The sequence below is a fragment of the Acinetobacter sp. Tr-809 genome (genome assembly GCF_011753255.1).
Classification (GTDB): domain Bacteria; phylum Pseudomonadota; class Gammaproteobacteria; order Pseudomonadales; family Moraxellaceae; genus Acinetobacter.
The window spans coordinates 341989-359077 of record NZ_VWVZ01000001.1; the positions used below are offsets into that span (position 1 = coordinate 341989).

A 17089-nucleotide genomic window follows, 5' to 3' on the forward strand; every position below is an offset into this window, starting at 1 on the left:
TTTTTAAGTATTTCTTGATGAGTAGTTGTTGTGATGACGGCTTAAAAATTGATTAATGACGTATTAGACTTTGTCGTTGGTATAGTACAAATTGAGCAAACGCTGTGCATTTTCTTCGCAGGTAATTTCATCTGGTTTGCTATTGATCGCCACAATCATCATGCTCAGGTTTTGTTTACTGACTGCAAGTTTTTGTTCTAGGTCTTCAATATCTTTGATTTTGCTTTCTAATAAGCCAATAAGAATATCATGATTCCATGAAGCGACATTCGACGGTAGAAACGCTTTAATTTCTGTCAGAGAAAAACCAACTTGCTGTGCTTGTTGGATCAGGAAAAGCTGTTTGAGATCATTTTCACTATATTCCCGATAGCCATTTGATTTGCGTTTAGCCTTTGGTAACAGCTTGATTTGCTCATAATAACGAATCGTTGGGGTGCTTAAACCACTTTGTTTAGATAATTCACTGATATTCATTACTGATTTTCTCTTGACATTAAAGCAAACTTTAAGCTTATAGTGATGTAAAAGCAAGATTAAAAATAAATCAAAAAGTAGAGGTAAAAGATGTCAAAACGTATTCTCCATGTGGTAACCAACGTCTCTAAATATGAGGGTATCGATCGTCCAACTGGATTATGGTTAGGGGAACTGACGCATGCCTATGATGAGTTTGAAAAGCAGAATTATATTCAAGATATTGTCAGCCCCAACGGTGGGCTTTCACCGATAGAACCTAAATCATTAGAGCGTTTTGTTGCCGATGCCTCTGTTCTCAAACGCAAAAATGATCCTACTTTTATGCAGTTACTGGAAACTACGAAAAAGCCATCTGAGATTAATTGGCAAGATTATGATGCAATTTATTACACAGGTGGGCATGGGGTCATGTGGGACTTCTTAGACAATGCTGAATTGCAAGACATCACCAAAAATATTTATGAACATGGTGGTGTAGTGGCTAGTGTATGCCATGGCTATTGTGGGTTGCTGAATGTTCAGTTATCAAATGGACAATATTTGATTCGTGGGAAAAAGCTTACAGGATTTGCATGGTGTGAAGAAGTATTGGCTGGTGTAGCGAAAAAAGTTCCTTATAACGCTGAAGAGCTGGCAAAAGAGCGTGGTGCGTTTTATGATAGAAAATTTATTCCCTTTTTACCCAATGTGGTGCGTGATGGGAATCTAATCACAGGTCAGAATCCATTTTCGGCACGTATCACTGCATCTGCGATGATAGATGCTTTAGAAGCTAAATAAAGAATTGTTTAGCTGTAGAAAAGTCCAAAAGCTAGATAAAGCGATCCGTGAATCACTTTATCTATTAACTTAGTGCAACGAACTTGTAATAATTTTAAATGAGATACGATTCACATTCTGGATGCATCTCCGCGTTTTGTTGCTGAGCGAATACTAATTTTGTTGCAAGTGTTTCTGCTCGATCCAATGCATTCTCAAGCGAGTTTAGATGACGAGTATCTGCAAACTCCTGATATTCAGATGCAATCTCATATATATGCTCAACCCCTAAATATTTGCTTAAAGTCCGCAGATGAGGCACAAGATGACCTTGATTGGATCTGATACCATCAGCCGCAAAACCAAATTCACCACTTGATGTGATGATCACCAAGCTTTTACCAGAAAGTAAAGGTTTGAGTGGAAAGTCTCCACGTGCAAGGTCAAAGTCAAAAGTTTTATTGATACGGATAATTTGATCAAACCATGCTTTTAACTGTGCAGGCATGCCATAGTTATACATTGGTGATGAAATCACAATGAGATCGGCTGCTGCAACTTCGGCAATCAATTGATCAGATAAAGCTAAGATTCCCCTTTGCTCAGCTGTTCTTTTTTCTTCAGGAGTAAATACAGCACCAATCCAGTCTTGATTAATAAAAGCGGGTGGATTCATGCCTACATCACGATAAATATATTCATCTATCGCATGTTGCTGTTGTAATGTATCAATAAAGCGCTTCGCAATATTTTTGGAAATGGAATTATGACTTGGGTTTGGATTGAAAGCTGCTCGAACACTGGAATCTATATGTAATAGGGTGGTCATGATGAATTACTCTAGATATTAAAAGATAAACTCATCTTAAGAGGTCGTTGCAGGTTGGACAAACCAGTAAATTACAGCTATGAGTGATTTAAATTCATCTATAAGAATAGTTTATGGAGCATTTGAAAATGCAAGTTTCTTTACAAGCATTGAAGGCATTTGAATCTGCTGCGCGTTTAGGTAGCTTTAAATTGGCTGCTGAAGAGTTATCTCTTACACCTACGGCAATTTCTCATCACGTTAGTAATCTAGAAAGTCGTTTAAATGTGGATTTGTTTTATCGACAGGTTCGAAAAATCAGTTTAACCGAAACAGGTGAGAAATTAGCGATCGCAATCTCTAAGGGATTTCGGACTATTGAAGATGCTGTGGAGGAGGTGAGTACAGCAAGTCGAGTGATTAAGATCACCACAACGTCGTCCTTGGCAGCAATGATTTTGATTCCTGCCTTACAGGCTTTTTCACAACTCCATCCAGAGATCGAGCTTGAAATCTCTACAGGCGAAAGTTTGGAAACTCATCTGTATGCACTACCAATACGCTATGGGGCTGTTGCATCCATTTCATCTACAGACATTATTAAACATGAGTCATTTAATGTATTTGCAGCCGCAGGACCATATAGAAAGAATTGGGATGAACAGTCGATTACACTGTTTAGCACTGAATGGAAAAATAAAACGTTGCCTAAACAGCCATTGCAAACATGGCTTGAAAAAAATGCTTTAGAGGAAAAAAATATAACTGTGCAATACTTTGACCAAGAAATTTTTGGTATCCAAGAGGCACTTGCAAATGATGCATTGGTATTTTGTTCAACCACGTTAGTGAGTCGATTAATTCATTCAAAATTATTGCAGACACTGCCAACACAACCTGTGCAATCGGAATTGTGTTATTACATTCCTGATAAAGAACAACTAAAGCGTAGAAATCGGCATATGAATGAACTGATTTTGTGGGTAGAAGCACTGTTAAATCAATAAATTATTACTTGTTAATGCATGCTTAAGCTACGGAATATCCAACCTGTGCTTATAAAAATAACAGTCAACTAAAGTTTATGCGATTCTTTCTTGATTTTATAAATGATAATAATTATCATTTAAGCACACTTTGTTTTGAGTCAAATGATTGTGAACAAAACCCCTATGCTTGTAGATCAGTTATACAGAAACCATAGAGGCTGGCTTCATCAATGGTTGAGACAAAAAATAGGCAACACTGAGCAAGCCGCAGATCTGGTGCAAGACACCTTTATAAAATTACTACAAACACGTGATGAGCTGCTGGGCATTAAAGAACCTCGCGCTTATCTTACGTCTATAGCAAAAAATTTACTCATCGACCAAGTCCGTCGCAAACGCATTGAACAGGCTTATTTAGATGGCTTGAGCCAGATGGAATACATGCTGGATGCGATTGCTTCACCAGAAGACCAAATGCAGATTATTCAAGCACTGGACCAGCTTTGCAAGGCATTGGAAGATGTCTCTGCTAAAGCACAGCAAGCATTTATTTTGCATTACCTTGAAGGTTATACCCATAAAGAAACAGCAGAGCAATTGGGTGTTTCAACTAAAATGATCCAGAAATATCTTGCAAGCTGTCTGACGCGTTGCTATATGAATCGGTTTGAAATGGACATTCATCTTTAATGGCGATCGATAAACAAGAACATCATCAGCTGGTTGAAGAGGCTGCGTTATGGATTGTGCAGCTAAGCTCAGATGATGAATCGACCCGAAAAAATGCGCAATTGAAGTTTAATCAATGGAAGCAAAATAGCCAACAACATCAAAAAATTGCAGCTGATATCGAGCAATGTATTCGCTCAATTCAAAAAGTGTCTCAAACCACACAGCATAAGAAAGTGGTTAAATCCGCACTCAAGGCCGGGTTCGGATCGGCAAAGGCGTATAAGCATATTCGTGCGGGGAGTGCATTTGCGATTGCATTCGTTATCATTAGTGGCAGTGTTTTTTATCTTTCAGATACCTCTATTGCTTATTTACAGGCAGATATTCAAGGTGATTCAGCGCAATGGACAACACAAACATTACAAGATGGTTCGCGCTTAATTCTGCGAGGTAAGAGTGCAGTTAATATTGATTTCCAAGCAAAGCAAAGAGTGGTGGAATTGGTCCAAGGGCAGATCTATGTTGATGTTGCCAAAGATCCAAATCGCCCATTTTTAGTCAAAACCAAACATGGACAGATTCAAGCGCTTGGAACGGCATTTAGTGTGGCTTTTACACCTTCAGCAACAGAGCTAAAAATGTTGCATTCGCGAGTTCGTGTACAGGCAGCGGCAAATGGTTATTCGGCTCAACAAGTGGTTGTGAGCGCTGGTCAGACTGTGAGTATGAATCGGAATGGGGTACAGCCAATTTCAGCACTCAATATTTATAATGAACAACAAAAATGGAATAAACATCAATTGATGGTAGAGGATTTACCGCTCGATCAGGTATTAAATGAATTAGACCAAAATTATAAAGGTAAAATTTTGTTTAATGCTGAAGCAATGCACGATATCCAAGTAAATGCTGTGTTGCCCTTAGATCAAACTCAAGATGCACTTAAATTATTAGCAACGGTATTTCCAAACTTGTCGGTATATCAAATTACACCATATCTCATTGTTATTTCACTAAAAAACAATAAGGCTATGCATAGTTAAATGAGCGTATATTAAAATTTTTTTAATTTTTTAAAATTTAGGTTCCACTTTTTTCAAAGCTGTTCGTCATAGTAAGTAGAAGCAATAAATTTGGATCATTTTATTTAGATATATTGAATGATTCTTATTTCTATTTACTGGGGCAAGGAAAATGAAGAAAGTTGTAGAAGGTAAATTGCGAAATCGGAACTTATTTCGATTCTCAACACTCGCATTCGCTGTACATACAGCGTGTGTTGCTAGCTTAGCTTTACCTATGCAACATGCTTATGCAGAAACGGTTGCAGCAAAATCTTATAATATTCCTGCAGGAACATTGGCAAATGTATTGAACCAATTTGCTGAGCAGTCGGGTACTTCGATTGTTATCGATGCACAACAATTAAAAGAGCAATACAGTGCAGGATTAAAAGGTAATTATGGATTAGAGCAAGGCTTCCAACATATTTTAGCGTCTTCGGCATTTTATGCTGTGAAAGTGGGGCAAGGTTATACGCTAGCGAAAAAGACCAGTAAGAATAATACCAATCTGGCCCCAATTGCCCCAGTGTCTGCAATCAAGCAAACAGCAGCAGTTGAAACTCAGGGCGATGAGGTTTCTGTTCGATTAACCCCACTTGTTGTCTATGGCCAAGAAGATCGTGATACTCAAGGCAGCAACAGAGTTTATGATGCCAATCGATCTTCAGTCTATGCAGGCAAAGATTATATTGAACGCTTTAAAGGCACCAATCCTGCTGATGTCTTTCAGGGTATGGTTGGTGTTTATAGCGGTGATGCTCGAAATAGCGGAGCATTAGATCCGAGTGTTCGCGGGGTGCAAGGTGTTGGACGAGTACCGCTGACCATTGATGGAACTGAACAGTCGATTGCAGTATGGCGTGGCTACAATGGCGTGAATAACCGAAATTATATCGATCCCAATCTGATTGCGGGTATCGAAGTTATTAAGGGCCCATCATTAGAGCGTAACACCACAACTTCAGTCGGTGGTGGTGTCGTGGTCAAGACTTTAGAAGCGGATGATATCGTTCGTCCAGGTAAAACTTTTGGTGCAGAATTAAAAGTAGAAGGCTCAACCAACTCCATTGACCCCTCGTTACCAGACATGAGCAAAGTCGGAAAAAATTATAATGATACGACGCCGTGGATAGATATTGATGGTAAAAAATACGATCCCGATATTTATAAAAAGAACCGAACCAGACATGATAATTCTAACTTTTCAGGAGATGATCTAGCAGGTCGACTTGCGTTGGCAATGAAGCAGGATAAATTTGATTTATTGGCGGTTTATGCTGTTCGTGAACGTGGCAACTATTTTTCGGGTACACACGGTTCGGGCTATTATAAACGGGCAGAACCGAGCAATAGCCTCGATTTTATTCCTTATTTTGCGCATTCCTATAAACCTGGTGATGAAGTTCCAAATACCTCTAGTCAAATGGAGTCTTGGTTATTCAAAGCAAACTATCGACCCACTGATGAGCAAGCCCTAAAACTAACTTATAGAGACACCAAGAATAGATTTGGTGAGATCATGCCTTCACGGATTGAGTGGGGTTTGACACCTGAAATTGGTGTACCGCAGTGGCCTCTTAGTGATATTCGTTCCAAGGCCTATAGCTTGGAGTATAAGTTCAAACCCGAAACTAATCAGTGGGTCGATTTCTACGCCAATATTTGGCAGACCGATACAGAAAGCCAGACCTATACACGCGGTGGTTGGCCAACGACCATTGATTTTCGGGATAATCGCATTATCAATACGGCTATTAGCCATTCTGACAACCGACGTCAGGGCATTAATATCAGCAATAAAGCCTTATTAACTGACCAGCTCAATTTAACCTTGGGTGGAAGCTTTTTAAAAGAAAAACTAACTTCTGATGATATCTATGGTGAATATGGACCAATGTATAGCCTATTTCAGGCTTTACCGCGTGCAGGCCGACGTGAAGAAAAGACTTTTGATTTTAATTTCAACTATCGTCCTGTCTCGTGGCTAAGTTTTGATGCAGGTATGCGCTATCGCTCATATTGGGCTTTTGATGATTTCTTAAATAAATCCCTGAGAGACGGGGTCGATCCTGCATTAAATCCATTATTTACCAAGAAAAGTAAACTCAAAGAATATAGCTTTGAATATGTAACTATGCCTGAAAGTTACAATGCTCAGCAGAAGCGCATGTTGGATCGATTCTCACAACGCTATGCGGTCAAAAATCCAGACTGGGATGGTAAGTTAGAGAATGTTCCTGCATCAGAAACACAGTTATATAACCTCATTTGGACACAGAAAAATACGCTCACTTGGAAAGCAGATGAAAATGGTCATTTGGCTTTGGCTGATAATGTATTAGATCGACTGAATGCCTTAGGGCAAAAATATGTGATTACTGGCAATGGTAATCTTAGCCCTGCAGTGATTGAACAGGTTCCAATTGAGTCCGCTCAGAAAGTACGAGACAGTGGTTGGGCGCCTCAACTAGGTGCATCCATTCATTTAACTGACAATAATCGGCTCTATGTGCGTTATGCAGAAGAGTATCGATTACCCAGCTTATTTGAAAGTACGGTCGGTTTCTCTGCGATGATGCCATATCAAGCGATTAAACCTGAACATGCTTTTAATTATGAAGTGGGTTATGTCTATGACATGCGTGATTGGTTAAGCTCAGCGCGAAATGCCGACATTAAACTGGCGTATTACTATAACAAAACCAAGAACGTGATTGAACGAAATCAAAATCTGATTTTCACCAACATGGATGAGCAAAAACTTTCTGGTTTAGAACTGCAAAGCCGTTTTGATAATGGTGCTTTCTTTAGCGATTTGAGTTTGGCTTATAACCTCAAAAATGAAGTCTGTGATACCAATAGTGCTATCGACAAAATGATTAACAGTGGCACAGTACAAACGGATCAGGGCATCCAATTCCGTGATGCTTATCAACGGTGTGTTGATGATGGTTTCCCCAATGGTTATCTGGTCACTATGTCGACACCTGAGCTAAGTGCACATGCCTTATTGGGTGCACGTTTTCTAGATGAAAGATTGGAACTCGGCGCACGAGCAACTTTCTACAAAGGCTATGAAAGCCCACTACGAAAAAATAACGATGCGGGTATCAATAAAGGCTATTACCTCAATGTACCGTTGGCTTGGGATGATACTTGGATTTTTGATGCCTATGCACGCTATCAAGTCGACACCTATAACACGGTTGAATTTGTCGGAAATAACCTTTCAAACCAATTCTACATTGATCCTCTCACGCGGAGTGCAATGGCTGCACCAGGCCGCACGCTGAAAGTTAGCTGGACCACTAAGTTTTAACACAGAATTTAATTTCCTCTTTTAAAAAGCGGGAATTAGATGAGCGTAAATAATGAATCTGAATGATTATTATTTACAAAATTAAGAGCAGTTATAGATCCCAGCTGCTCATACAACTAAAAAGATAGCGATGTCGTTATCTTCATTGAAACAATAACTTAGCTTTAGAAAAATGGAGTAACAATAAATGAAAATCTCTCAACTGTTCATCGGTCTTGTTGCATGTTCTGCTGTATTTGCTCATGCAGGTATTGAAGGTGCTTCAAGTAATGAAGCTAATATCAAAGTCGGTGCAGCAGCAAGTACTAGTCATCCGGGTGGTGCAGCTGCAGTTTCTGTGCAAGCGGCAGGTGCGCCATATAACGCTTTTACTGGCTTTAGCTCATTAAAAGGGCTCGCGCAGGCATTCTCTGCGCAAGGTACGAGTAATACTAATGTCACTATTGGCACCAAGACATTTAATATTTCTCATATCCCTGTATCAGCAATGCCACCTTCACACAGTGCTTTAGGCAATTTTAATTTTGGTCAAGTTGGCACACAGGAAGTTTATTTCGGTGAATGGTGGAAAGCAGGTGATACACCTGCAAGCGCAAGCCATACGGTTTATTACGCGGGTGACAATACCAACACCACAGTACCAACTGCAGGTACTGCGACATATACCGTTGCAGGGATTAATGGTTCAGCAACTAATCTGCTAAGTGGTAATTTCACTGCAAACTTTGGTGCAGGTACTTTGGAAGGTGCATTAACTGGAACAGGTACAACCGTTTCAAACGTAACGCTTGATGGTGTGACGTTTAATCCAGGTTCAGCTGCATTTAGCGGATTTGCAATTGCAAATGGTACTGCAGGCTTAAATGACTCAGGTATTGTTCAAGGGCATTTCTTTGGTGCAAATGCGGCTGCTTTAGCAGGTATCGCGAAATTTGACAATGTTTCTTATAACACTGCATTTGGCGGCGCGAAGAACTAATTGTTTCAAAAGGAATCTACAACTGTAGATTCCTTTTTCTTGTTCAAGACTTGATGATTTTATTTTGTGCTTTATGGTTTTTATGAAAAGAACATTGCTGTGCTGTCTGATTCTATTGGCTGGTTCATCACTCTATGCAGATGATGATACTCAACTTCGTCTGAATCAAAGCTTAGATCAAAATTTATTACAACAGCAGCATCAACTACAACAACAAGGGGCAATTCGAAGCACCAATGAACTACCGAATATTGTGATTAATGGTCAAGTATTTGAAGTTGAAAAAAATCAAGACGATCTAGCAAAGGCCTTATATTTGGCGGTTATGCAAAAGCAATGGGGCAATGCTGTGGTTTATTTAAAACATTATCAGCAATATACAGACTATGATCAGGCTTTAACGGATTTTGCCGAAGGTGCGTTAGCACGTGCTCAGGGACAGCTCAAATTAGCAGAGCAAAAATTTCAAAGCAGTCTCAATAAACAACCGAATAATCTAATTTGTGAACTAGAGTTAGCGCGCGTGCTGTTTGAACAGCAGAAGAACAAAGAAGCAGCACGCCTTTTTACATCAATTCAGAGCAAGCTAGGACAAAGCGATCGTGCGGTGATACCACCAGAAGTAGAACAAACGGTTAATCTGTTCATCAAAGCACTGGATCAGCGGGATTCATGGCAAGGCAGTGTTGCAATCGGTCCATCCTATGCCACAAATCTGAATAGTTCTTCTGAACAAAGCAAAACATGGACCTTGTATGGCATTGATGACAAGGGCAATGCGACCCCCATTCAAGAAATTAGACGTGGCAGCCCCAAAGCAGCATCAGCAACGGGTATGGATTATGAAGCCAGTTTAATCAAACGCTTTTCTCTGTATGGCAACCATGGCGTTTCCTTACGTGGTTTAGCCTACGGGCAATCCTATGATGATCAGGCTGACTATAACGAATCGACCTTGAATATTAATGCAGGCTATAGTTTTTTCGATTTAAAAAATCAAATCAGTATTGCACCACTGTTTGAACATAAACGTTATGCCAATGATGGTCTATACAGTGCATGGGGCGCACGAGCTGAATGGATGCGATTTATTGCCGCAGATAAAGCATTCAAGCTAGAAGCTGAAATCAAAGATCTAGATTATCAAAAATATAAAACACTAGATGGTAAAGAAAGCTCAGCGATGTTCACATTTTGGAAGATTCTACCTAAGCAGTGGACACTATTTAGTGGGCTAGATGTGCTTGATCATAACACGCAAGAAAAGTACATGGCGGCCTATCAACAGCAAGGCATCCGGTTAGGTCTAAGTAAGTCTTGGAATGTCGGGTTGAATACGACTTTATTGAGTTCATATCGTTGGCGGCAGTTTGATCGGTATGTTGAGACCTTTGATGCCCGTCGACATGATTTTGAACAAAATTATACATTTGTCGTTCAGATGCCTCGATTTAAATTTTATGGCATGACGCCTAATCTGACTTATCGCTATAACCGTAATAACAGTAATGTGGATTGGTTATATTCCTATGACAAACATAATGTCAGCTTAAAGCTTGAACATCGTTTTTAGGGGATAACGATGAAATCAAAGCTCCAGTATTCAGCTTATCGATTGAACACAAAGTTACCCTCTATTTTAGTTTTGGCACATTCCAATCTTAAGTCGATTATTGTATTGCTGGTCATTGTGCTGCATCTAGTTGGATTATGGTTTCTGAGTCATTTTATTGAGCCTTATACTTTAGCCGCTTCACCGAAAGTAAATGCCCTTAATATACGCTTTGTATCATTAGCACCAGCGGAACACGTATCTCCCCAAAAAACAGCTCAGAGTGCTATTACTCAGTCTCCTAAACAACAACCCTTACAAAAAGAATCTGAACTTCCTGCTTCACAACAAAGTGCTGAGACCATAGAGCAAAAGATATTCATCAGTCAAAATGCAACGAATACCGTACAACAAAAACAACCGAGTCAAAAAGATCATTCCATCGCACCACAGCCAAAACAAACTGTTGCAGCTCAATCTGTAGAAAATATAGAACTCAAAAAACAGATACAAGCAGATCAACAATCAACGGCGGTTAATGAGAACCAGAAAATACATAAAGAGCATTTTGGAGAAAACCAATCGCTCTCTGCTGGTGTAAAAGCACCCGCAGCACAACAGGAACTAAGCCGAGCACCTGAAAGCCAAGTAGATCGAGATGAACCAGTTCAAGTCAGTAGTGTTGATGTATTGAGCTTTGGCAAGCTTGCCTATGATGACCGGGAGCTTAAACAACAGAATCGCATGGTGGAGTTACGTTTACGTATCAATGAAAACGGACAGCCTATCGAGATTCAATTAAAACAAAGTTCAGGTGTTTCCAGCTTAGATGAACGCGTTTTAAACGCAGCTAGACAATCCAAATTTAAACCCTACAAAGTCAATGGTCGCGCAGTGACCGTTGTTGTGGACTTTCCCGTGCAACTTAAACTCAGTCGGAGCCGTTAACCGATGAGTCCTAATCTTTTTCTAGGAGAATCATGATGAATGCAGCAACAGAGCAAATGATTGCCAATAGCCTTTCTCAGCGTTTAAAGCAAGAAACAGCGGCAGAACATGAGCGCATGCACCAGCTGATGGCGCAAGCAGACGTATTTTCGAGCAAGGAGAAATATGGCCAATTTACCTTGTCCCAATATTATTTTCAGCAAGAAATTGAGCATCTTTTTGAACAAGAAGGAGTTGCAGGACTGATTCCTGATTTAGGGATTCGAGGTCGTTCTCAACAAGCTCTTGAGGATTTACAGGACTTGGGCATCCAACCCGCAGGTCAGGTATTACAAAGTGCCGAGGTTAGACTGCCCGAAGCACTTGGCTGGATCTATGTTTCTGAAGGTTCAACTTTAGGTGCGGCATTTCTGTTTAAACAAGCGCAAAAGCAGTTAGGTTTCTCTGAAACTTTTGCAGCTCGTAATCTAGCGGCATATCCAGAAGGGCGAGCAAAAGTGTGGAAACGCTTTGTTGAGGCACTTGATGAAGCTGACTTTGACCAAGTACTGCAAGATCGTGTTGTACAAGGTGCCCTCGATGCATTTGACTATTTTGGTAAAGCATTAATCCAGATCGATGAGTTGAAATAAGCAAGTGGATTGAGCATCACTAGGTATGGAGAATATTGATCGCATGAATAATGATGTGAAAACAGATATTTTGTCACAACCGCCACAGCCAGCAAGTAAATTAGCACGCTCAGTGTGGTGGCGATTCTTATTTATCTGCCTCGCCTGGTTATGTATTGGACTCGGCATACTTGGAGTTTTTATTCCAGGTCTGCCGACTGTTGATTTTATTTTGCTGGCAGTATTCTTTGCAGCTAGAGGCTCTGAAAAGCTACATCAATGGTTTCTTAATCATCGCTTGATTGGACCGATCATTCAAGAGTGGCAAGAAAACCGACGTATTCCAAAGAAAGCAAAATATCTCTCTACTGTAAGTATGAGCATTGCAGCAGGTATTATGATTTGGACTATTCCACATCCGTGGGTCGTTTATCCTCTAGTGGCATGTATGGCAGCTGTATTGATCTGGATGTGGATAAGAGATAAAACTTGATAGAGCACGATAACGATTATTGAGCAGGTCTCAACGGCTTGCTCTTTTATCTATCGGTATAATAAAATTATTTCACTATTTGCTTCGGTTGTAAGATTGCTCAGATGTATAAGGCTATATTCTTTGATATTGACGATACTTTACTTGATTTTAGCGTAGCCAACCGCTCAGCATTTATTCAATCTTTTGCTGAATTTAATCTGGATCATGATGATTCTACTTATTCGACCTATAAAGGCATTAATCATCATTTATGGGAAAAGCAGAAGTTAGGTCAGATTACCGTACAAGATGTTATTAATAATCGATTTAAAGAATTATTTCAGGCATTGCAGCTTGAGCTTAATCATGATCATTTCCGTGATACCTTTCAGGGAAATTTAGCCAAAGAGCATACCCTTGAGGATGGGGCAACTGAAGCAATTCAATACCTGAGCCAAAAATATAAGCTGTTTGCTGCATCCAACAGCATTCTGAGTCAACAAAAAGCACGTTTAGGCTTGGCAGGCTTATTGCCACATTTCTCTGATTTATATATTTCAGACGACATTGGCTATGAAAAACCAGATCAGCGTTTTTTTGAAACATGTTTGCATAGAAGCCAGATTGCGAAAGAAGAAGTCCTGTTCATTGGGGACAGCCTTGAAGCGGATATGAAAGGTGCTGCATCTTGTCAGATCTCGACCTGTTGGTATAACCCAAACAATTTATCCAATCAGTTGCAATTAAATATCACACATACCATTCAGCATTTATCTGATTTAACTAAAATTTTATGAACAGGGCTTACTCTGTTTTTGATCTGATTTAGAATTAATTAAAATCAGCCAGTAACAGATCGCTGGAATAAGGGCGATAAACAAGGAAAAAATATCCGCATAGACGAGCCACCATTGCTTTGGGAGTTGGCCTGTATGCGCCCAAGCTAAAAGAATGAAAAAAGGTGCCGCAACGACTAATGAGCTTAAGCAGATTGTCAGAAAATTCAGATACTGATAGCGGTTTAAAACAAGCGAGAACAAGAATGAAAATGGAACGGTTAAAAGGCAATAAGCCAAATAAACCAAAAGATGCCCAACAATAACTGCAAATATTGAACCGAATTTAAACTGATTGTTCATGAGAATAAATAGCATAGCCATAAAGCAGAGTAAGGGAATTGGAGCCAATAATAGCGATTTAAAAATGATCTTTTTCTTATATTTCAAATGAGACTCCTCAAGTTATTTTAATTACGAATTGCATAATTTTAATACATATTGCGTAAATATAGTTGCTCTGCTAGTCTTTTTAGCGACTTTAAAGGATATTTAAATCTATATTTGGCATTTTAGATAGATAAACTGGAAGAATCAAAAAGGGAAGATAACAATGTTAAAAGAGACCAATATAGAGGCAGGTGCTTCAAAACAAGCAATCGTGATTACACTCATCCTATGTTTCATTTTTGCCATTATTGAAGGATTTGATCTGCAATCTATGGGTGTTGCTGCACCGCGGATGAAAGCAGAAATGTTGTTAAACAGTGCCGAGATGGGTTGGGTGTTCAGTGCCGCGGTTCTAGGCACATTACCCGGTGCACTGATCGCTGGGCGAATTGCAGATTCGATTGGGCGCAAAAAAGTATTTATCACTTCGATTGCAATTTTTGGCTTGATGTCGTTACTGACTCCATTTACCAAAGATTTGAACTCCTTACTATTCGTTCGCTTTCTGACGGGTCTAGGCATGGGTGGGGCGTTGCCCATTGTCATTACCATGGTTTCTGAAGCAGTACCTGAAAAGTATAAAGCCACAGCTGTCAGTGCGATGTATTGTGGTATGCCGATTGGCGGTGTTTTGACATCCGTGGTAGCTTTATCTCTGACAGCAGATCATGAATGGCGGCATATCTTTTACATTGGTGGGATTGCACCTCTAATTCTGGTTCCCATTCTTATTTTATTTTTACCTGAATCAAAAGCTTATTTGAATAAAACGGCTCAAGTCAGAACACAAAAGCAAAGTGTATTGAATGTACTTTTTGCCAAACCACGTGTGGTGGTGACTTCCACGCTTTGGCTCAGTTTTTTTGGTACTTTGCTGGTTTTAGCATTGTTCCAGAACTGGTTACCGACCTTAATCTCAGGACTGGGACTTAATAAACAACAAGCCAGCTATATCCAGATCGGTTTTAATTTAGGTGGTTCTATCGGTGTATTGATTTTAGGTTTGATGTTGGATCGATTGAATAAATTCTTTATCGTTGCAAGTGTTTATGCAGGCATTTTGGTTTCATTGATTGGTCTGGCTTATTCCAATAGCGCGTCGAGTTTTATTTTGTTTGCTACATGTTGTGGGATGTTCGTGATTGGTTGCCAGTCAATTTTATACACCTTGGCAGCCAAATATTATCCTACTGAAATGCGGGGAACGGGAGTTGGGGCTGCTGTTGCTGTAGGACGCTTAGGTGCTTTTGCAGGGCCTTTAGTGGCAGGCTATCTACTCGGAACAGGGCAAAGTGAGATCGTTGTAATTGCCTCTAGTATTCCTATGATCTTATTAGCCGCAATTTCTGCATTAATTTTACTGCGTAAGCCAGAGCATTCAATTACTCGAAAAGAACCTTTAGGCACGGTGACATCTTCACTTTAAACATAGCATAAACCTTGACGGTATAAAGTAAACCGTCAAGGAAAGTACCTAAACAGCATTAAAATTTCAATTTTTTCAGACCACGGTTGATACCGTTTTGTAGTGCCGCCTTAATAATTGGACCAATCAAAGGAACACGGCCTTTAAAGCTAATGGTGTAATCCAGTCGAGTGCGATCACCGCCTAGATCAGTAAATTTCATAACACCACGATGCGCTTTAATTGGACTAATACCACTGGTAATCGCATATTCAATTAATTCATTTTCTTGGTAAACCAAGTTGGTTTCAACAAATGAAGGTGCTAAAGGAATCGAAAGTTTACGCGCAGAGCCCACGCCATTTCGAGCATCTTTACCATTATTAATGCGGGTGATTTTTGCAGGTGCAAAAATCTTGTTGAGATTTTCATGTTCACTGAGAACTGCAAAGACCTTATCTATCGGTGCATTGAATTCTTGTATTATCTTGACCTGTTGTGTTTTTAACATATTGGAACCCTTCCAAATAAATTGACATAGTGTATTGTCAGTATCTGGATGTTAGCATGCTTTATGTGCCTCCTGAATTCTCCTTTGTCGGAAATTCGCATGCTTTTTTATACAACTCCGTCATGTCGATTTTCAGATTGAGCATGATACAAAAGATCTTATTCTAGTTGATTTTTCGCTTTTGGAATTGGCTTGGCGCGATGCCTGTCCAGCGTTTATAAGCTTGGGAAAACGTAGATAAATCAGAGAAACCCAGATGTTCTGCGACCTGTGTTAGCGTTAGATCTTCTGATAGAAGGTCATTGGCACGCTGATGTAATGCTTCATTTTGAATCTGCCTAAAGGTGGTATTTTCTTCTTGTAAGCGTCTTTTTAACGTCCTTTCACTACTATGTAATCGATCTGCGATATGATTAAGCTTGAGTAATGTGCCTGCTGGTGCATTCATTAGAAAGTCACGAACGATCATGGTCGTCGTTAAGGTGGTATGACGCTGACGAATCAGCTCCTTACATAAGCGTTCACACATCGCTGCCGTGTTCGGGTTTGCATGAGGCAGTTGCGTGTTTAATTGAGTTGCATTGAACTTTAAAACATTGTTTTTTTGATTAAATGCAATCACTGTTCCTAAAAAAATTTCAGGGAATTGCAGTGATAAATGTTGCGGTGCTGAATATTGTAGATGAAACGCAGCCAACTGAAATGAATCTTCATAAATATCCCGGATAACTCTTGCAGTTGCAGCCATTGCCCGTTCAACCACAAAGCGTTGCAAGGCGCTAGTGAGACCAGCAGGTTCAGTAAAGCTGATGATGCATTGTTGATTTTCTTGATGAAAATTAATCTTAACAAAGGTATAGGTGAGTGGCAGGTAGTGTTGTACCAGTTTCATGGCATCTAAGCCTGTGGCACTGCTCATAAGGGCATAACCTAAAATGCCATATGTCGTAAGCTGGTGCTCAAAGCCAGCCAATAAGCCCAAACCTGCTGTATGAGGTGATAATAATTCAATAAGATGATTGATGACACTGATCTCTTCATCTGGTGTGACAACACCATTGACATCATTTAATCTGTTTAGATTCAGTCCCGTTCCTGTCAATACGTTGTGTGGTGCTATGCCGAGTTGTTCACCTAACTCGATTAATAACTGCACACTTGATGGTGCTCTGAGGTAGTCTTGGAACTCAAACACTGATTGGCCTAAAAACTAAAACTGATGTCCCAATCTAGCATGGTTGATTTAAATCCTGAAGCCTAATATTTGTTTATTCGATATGAATGTGTAAGG

At 39.8% G+C, this 17089-nt stretch carries 17 protein-coding genes; 12 read left to right on the forward strand and 5 right to left on the reverse strand.

What is annotated here, in order from left to right:
* Positions 1 to 63 precede the first annotated feature (63 nt).
* A complete protein-coding gene (locus F3J02_RS01825; RefSeq protein ID WP_167247116.1) occupies positions 64 to 477 on the reverse strand; it encodes a MerR family transcriptional regulator in 414 nt (137 codons plus the stop codon).
* Positions 478 to 567: 90 nt separating this feature from the next.
* Here F3J02_RS01825 and F3J02_RS01830 point away from each other — a divergent pair, with 90 nt between their 5' ends.
* Complete coding sequence (locus F3J02_RS01830) at positions 568 to 1260, forward strand: type 1 glutamine amidotransferase domain-containing protein (RefSeq protein WP_167247118.1); 693 nt, start codon at positions 568 to 570, stop codon at positions 1258 to 1260.
* Positions 1261 to 1354: 94 nt separating this feature from the next.
* Here the strand turns inward: F3J02_RS01830 and F3J02_RS01835 are convergent, their stop codons facing one another.
* Positions 1355 to 2068 carry an FMN-dependent NADH-azoreductase gene (locus F3J02_RS01835; RefSeq protein WP_167247120.1) on the reverse strand — a complete coding sequence of 238 codons (714 nt, stop codon included), beginning with the start codon at positions 2066 to 2068 and terminating at the stop codon, positions 1355 to 1357.
* 128 nt (positions 2069 to 2196) lie between these two features.
* Between F3J02_RS01835 and F3J02_RS01840 the strand changes: the two genes are divergently transcribed.
* The 10 genes from F3J02_RS01840 to F3J02_RS01885 all read left to right on the forward strand — a co-directional run bounded on the left by F3J02_RS01840 (position 2197) and on the right by F3J02_RS01885 (position 13453).
* On the forward strand, positions 2197 to 3054 hold the full coding sequence (locus F3J02_RS01840; protein ID WP_167247122.1) for a LysR family transcriptional regulator: 858 nt from the start codon (positions 2197 to 2199) through the stop codon (positions 3052 to 3054).
* A 150-nt stretch (positions 3055 to 3204) separates the two neighbouring features.
* A complete protein-coding gene (locus tag F3J02_RS01845; RefSeq protein WP_167247124.1) occupies positions 3205 to 3726 on the forward strand; it encodes a sigma-70 family RNA polymerase sigma factor in 522 nt (173 codons plus the stop codon).
* Positions 3726 to 4751: a FecR family protein gene (locus F3J02_RS01850; RefSeq protein ID WP_167247126.1), complete on the forward strand. Its 1026-nt coding sequence runs from the start codon at positions 3726 to 3728 to the stop codon at positions 4749 to 4751. Before F3J02_RS01845 ends, F3J02_RS01850 begins: the two co-directional genes overlap by 1 nt.
* A gap of 151 nt (positions 4752 to 4902) precedes the next feature.
* Positions 4903 to 8091 (forward strand): TonB-dependent receptor, encoded by a 3189-nt coding sequence (locus tag F3J02_RS01855; protein ID WP_323127218.1) that lies wholly within the window; start codon positions 4903 to 4905, stop codon positions 8089 to 8091.
* 187 nt (positions 8092 to 8278) lie between these two features.
* Positions 8279 to 9070, forward strand: coding sequence for a Slam-dependent surface lipoprotein (locus F3J02_RS01860; RefSeq protein WP_167247128.1), 792 nt, complete (start codon positions 8279 to 8281; stop codon positions 9068 to 9070).
* 82 nt (positions 9071 to 9152) lie between these two features.
* Positions 9153 to 10643 carry a surface lipoprotein assembly modifier gene (locus tag F3J02_RS01865; protein ID WP_416224630.1) on the forward strand — a complete coding sequence of 497 codons (1491 nt, stop codon included), beginning with the start codon at positions 9153 to 9155 and terminating at the stop codon, positions 10641 to 10643.
* Positions 10644 to 10652: 9 nt separating this feature from the next.
* The gene (locus F3J02_RS01870) at positions 10653 to 11570 is read left to right on the forward strand and encodes an energy transducer TonB (RefSeq protein WP_167247130.1); all 918 of its coding nucleotides are present in this window, start codon (positions 10653 to 10655) and stop codon (positions 11568 to 11570) included.
* A 32-nt stretch (positions 11571 to 11602) separates the two neighbouring features.
* Positions 11603 to 12202, forward strand: coding sequence for a biliverdin-producing heme oxygenase (locus tag F3J02_RS01875; protein ID WP_167247132.1), 600 nt, complete (start codon positions 11603 to 11605; stop codon positions 12200 to 12202).
* Positions 12203 to 12227: 25 nt separating this feature from the next.
* The gene (locus tag F3J02_RS01880) at positions 12228 to 12674 is read left to right on the forward strand and encodes a YbaN family protein (RefSeq protein WP_167247134.1); all 447 of its coding nucleotides are present in this window, start codon (positions 12228 to 12230) and stop codon (positions 12672 to 12674) included.
* Between the two features lie 104 nt (positions 12675 to 12778).
* Positions 12779 to 13453: a YjjG family noncanonical pyrimidine nucleotidase gene (locus tag F3J02_RS01885; RefSeq protein WP_167247136.1), complete on the forward strand. Its 675-nt coding sequence runs from the start codon at positions 12779 to 12781 to the stop codon at positions 13451 to 13453.
* Here the strand turns inward: F3J02_RS01885 and F3J02_RS01890 are convergent.
* Positions 13448 to 13882 carry a hypothetical protein gene (locus tag F3J02_RS01890; protein WP_167247138.1) on the reverse strand — a complete coding sequence of 145 codons (435 nt, stop codon included), beginning with the start codon at positions 13880 to 13882 and terminating at the stop codon, positions 13448 to 13450. The genes F3J02_RS01885 and F3J02_RS01890 overlap by 6 nt on opposite strands.
* 163 nt (positions 13883 to 14045) lie before the next feature.
* Here F3J02_RS01890 and mhpT point away from each other — a divergent pair, with 163 nt between their 5' ends.
* Entirely contained in the window at positions 14046 to 15308 is a 1263-nt protein-coding gene (gene mhpT, locus F3J02_RS01895) for a 3-(3-hydroxy-phenyl)propionate transporter MhpT (protein WP_167247140.1), read from the forward strand.
* A 58-nt stretch (positions 15309 to 15366) separates the two neighbouring features.
* On the opposite strand, the gene F3J02_RS01900 is transcribed toward mhpT, so the two are convergent.
* Both F3J02_RS01900 and F3J02_RS18715 read right to left on the reverse strand, forming a co-directional pair.
* Positions 15367 to 15798 (reverse strand): SRPBCC family protein, encoded by a 432-nt coding sequence (locus F3J02_RS01900; protein WP_005188446.1) that lies wholly within the window; start codon positions 15796 to 15798, stop codon positions 15367 to 15369.
* A gap of 163 nt (positions 15799 to 15961) precedes the next feature.
* Positions 15962 to 16993 (reverse strand): AraC family transcriptional regulator, encoded by a 1032-nt coding sequence (locus F3J02_RS18715; RefSeq protein WP_167247142.1) that lies wholly within the window; start codon positions 16991 to 16993, stop codon positions 15962 to 15964.
* Between the last annotated feature and the right edge of the window lie 96 nt (positions 16994 to 17089).